This window comes from Promineifilum sp. (SeqCode) (assembly GCF_041918635.1).
Classification (GTDB): Bacteria; Chloroflexota; Anaerolineae; order Promineifilales; family Promineifilaceae; genus Promineifilum.
This window is the reverse complement of record NZ_JAYRVJ010000182.1, coordinates 1-3,305: the sequence shown is the minus strand read 5'-3', so window position 1 is coordinate 3,305 and position 3,305 is coordinate 1. Positions and strand designations below refer to the sequence as shown.

The following is a 3,305-nucleotide window of genomic DNA, read 5'->3' as shown; positions in this document are numbered from 1 at the left end:
GGCGCTGGCCCTGTCGCTGCAACGGCTGGGCGTGCCCATCCATTACCGGCTGCGCGGCCCGGCCACGGCCGAAGGGGGCGACCTGCTCTGGCTGGACGAGCGGACGCTGTGCGTCGGCCTCGGCTTTCGCACCAACGCCGCCGGCTATGCCCAGTTGGGCGAGGCGCTGGCGGGGTCAGGCGTCGAACTGGTTCCGGTGCAACTGCCCTACTTCGAGGGGCCGGAGGCGTGCCTGCACCTGATGTCGCTCATCAGCCTGGTCGATGTCGATCTGGCGGTGGTTTACCGGCCGCTGCTGCCCGTGCCCTTCTTCCAGTTGTTAGAGGCCCGCGGCGTCCGGCTCATTGACGTGCCGGGTGAGGAGTTCGCCACGATGGGTACGAACGTGCTGGCCCTCGGCCCGCGCCGCTGCCTCATCCTCGATCACAACTTGCAGACCGCCCGGCAGCTAGAGGAAGCCGGTTGCACCGTATTGCGCTATCGGGGCGACGAGATGTCGTTGAAGGCCGAGGGCGGGCCAACCTGCCTGACGCGGCCGATTCTAAGAGGGTAATCCGCAGATTAGGCAGATTGGGCAGATTTGAAGAAAAGAGGCTCACGCAAAGCACGCTAAGCTCGCCAAGAACGCCAAGAAGAAAGAGGGATTTCTTAGCGTTCTTGACGTTCTTTGCGAACTTTGCGTGAGCCTCTTTTTGGATACTGGAGATCATCATGCCAAGAATCAGAGAGCTTGGAATCTGCCGGAGCGCGCTGCCGCCGGGGCCGCGCAACGCCATCAGCGACGTAGCCGGCGTCACGGTGGGGCACTACACGCTGATCGCCGGCGAGGGCGTGGCCGATCCCGGCTGGCGGCCGGGTCATGGCCCCTTCCGCACCGGGGTGACCATCATACGACCCCATGGCGGCAACCTGTACGAAGAGAAGGTCGCCGCCGCGGTCCACACCATCAACGGCTTCGGCAAGCCGGCCGGCTTCGAGCAGGTGCGCGAGTTGGGCCTCATCGAGACGCCTGTCGCCCTGACCGGCACGATGAACGTGCCGCGTGTGGCCGACGCACTGATGACGCTGGCCGTCGAGCAGTCGCCCTACATCGGCGTCGGCTTCCCCGACACGGGCTGGCGCGGCTATACCAGCGTCAACCCGGTCGTCGGCGAGACGAGCGACGGCTACCTGAGCGACCTCCAGGCGCGGCCCATCGGTCTGACCGAGGTGCGCGCCGCGCTGGCCGCCGCCTCGGCCGAGGTCGCCGAGGGCGCGGTGGGCGCGGGGACGGGCACGAGTTGCTACGGCTGGAAGGGGGGCATCGGCACGGCGTCGCGTGTCTTGCCGGAGCGGGCCGGCGGCTTCACCGTGGGCGCGCTGGTGCAGAGCAACTTTGGGCGGGCGGAGGAGTTGGTGATCGGCGGGGTGCCGGTGGGGCGATATGTGCGGCCGCCGGATGAAGCGCAGGGGAGCGGGGGAGCAGGGGAGCAGGGGAGCCAGAATGTTCGAGCGATCTCCCCTGGCCCCCAGCTCCCCCGCCCCCCAGCTGAGCCAGGCGGCTCCATCATGATGATCCTGGCCACCGACGCGCCGCTGGACGCGCGGGGGCTGGGGCGGCTGTGCCGGCGGGCGGCGTTCGGGCTGGCCCGCACGGGCAGCACCTGCCACGGCGGCAGCGGTGACTTCGTCATCGCCTTCAGCACGACGAACCGGGTCATAGAAACCGGGTTTCTCGGAAGAAACCCGGTTTCTACGACGCTCTACGAGCAGCCCCTCATGGAGTGGTTCGCCGCGGCCGTGGTGGAGAGCATCGAAGAAGCCATCTACAACAGCCTGCTCATGGCCGAGACGGTCGTCGGCCGTAATGGGCACGTGCGGTATGGGTTGCCGGCGGAAGAGGTGGCGAAGCTGATAGCGCAAAGGCGCTAACGCAAAGATACAGGGACGCCGGGACGCAAAAAAGAGCATTGCGTCCTGGCGTCTTTCGTCCTGGCGTTGGTTCTTAGCAACTTCATATGCACCCTAACGTATACTTCTTGGTATGAGATGGGTTTTGCGTTCCAAGATTCACAAGGCGACCGTAATTGATGCGAACGTCGCCTACGTTGGTAGCATCACGATTGATGAAGAGCTGATCGAGCGCGTCGGGCTATGGCCGGGGGAGAAGGTGCTGGTGGTCAGCAACACCAGCGGCGCGCGGCTGGAGACCTACGTCATCGCCGGCGAACGCGGCTCCGGCGTGATCAACATGAATGGCGCGGCGGCCCACCTGATCAAGGCGGGGGAGGAGATCATCATCATCGGCTTCGAACTGACCGACAAGCCGATCACGCCCCGACAAATTCTTGTGGATAAGAACAACCGGTATGTGCGCGATCTCTAGCAGGATGGTTATCGATAGAACATCGCGCTGAAGGCGCGTTAACAATCGGTTTAACCGGCATGAACTTCAAAATAGCCTGCCTGTCTTGCGTGACAGGCAGGCTATTTTTATAATGAAATTGATAAAATTATTCCCCACCTAGCGCACGAGAACCTTTCGTAATCGCCCTTGGCCTATGAGACGCTTCTCGCGCAAGGGAGCACGCATGATGAAGATCGGTCTCTTTTACGGTTCAAATACGGGCAATACGGAACTCGACGCCGAATTGATCAAGAAAGCGTTCGACAGCCACATCCCGGATGTGATCGATATGTTCAATATCGGCCAGGTTGACGTGCAGCGTATGCAGGAATACGACCGGCTGATCGTCGGCTGTCCAACCTGGAACATCGGCCAGCTACAGGACGACTGGGATCTCAAATTCGACCAACTGGATAAGCTTGACCTGCACGGCAAAAGGGTCGCCATGTTCGCTCCGGGCGACCAGTTCGGCTACCCGGATAACTACTGCGACGCCATGGGCATCATCGGCAAAAAGCTGGAGGAGCGTGGGGCCGAACTGGTCGGCTTCACCGACGCCGGCGACTACGAGTTCAGCCACTCGCTGGCAGTGGAAGACGGCGTCTTTCTGGGATTGGCGCTGGATGATGACAATGAAGGGGAGTTGACCGAAACGCGCATCGCTGACTGGGTTGACCAGTTGTTGATAGACTTTGAGGTAGGCGAGCTGGTCGCCTGAGGATCGCGCGGCGCGGGTGAGCGCGGCTCTTTCTGGCGCGTCGATCATGGGCCGCTATAATCGGCGGTTCATGACCCAGCCGACGCCCTACGTTGACGCCCGCCAACTGACGAAAGTGTACCGGACGCCGGCTGGCGACTTCCCGGCGCTGCGCGGCATCGACATCCAGGTCGAACGGGGCGAGTTCATCGCCGTCATCGG

General features: G+C 63.0%; 4 protein-coding genes. All 4 read left to right on the top strand.

Annotated elements, in window-relative coordinates:
* A partial coding sequence (locus ACE3UY_RS06235) for a dimethylarginine dimethylaminohydrolase family protein (protein ID WP_374686687.1) occupies positions 1-553 on the top strand: 553 nt, incomplete at its 5' end.
* 158 nt (positions 554-711) lie between these two features.
* Positions 712-1,911, top strand: a complete 1,200-nt coding sequence (locus tag ACE3UY_RS06230; RefSeq protein ID WP_374686686.1) for a P1 family peptidase — start codon at positions 712-714, stop codon at positions 1,909-1,911.
* 112 nt (positions 1,912-2,023) lie between these two features.
* Complete coding sequence (panD, locus tag ACE3UY_RS06225) at positions 2,024-2,365, top strand: aspartate 1-decarboxylase (RefSeq protein ID WP_374686685.1); 342 nt, start codon at positions 2,024-2,026, stop codon at positions 2,363-2,365.
* 205 nt (positions 2,366-2,570) lie between these two features.
* Positions 2,571-3,104, top strand: coding sequence for a flavodoxin FldA (fldA, locus tag ACE3UY_RS06220; RefSeq protein ID WP_374686684.1), 534 nt, complete (start codon positions 2,571-2,573; stop codon positions 3,102-3,104).
* The last annotated feature ends 201 nt before the right edge of the window (positions 3,105-3,305 follow it).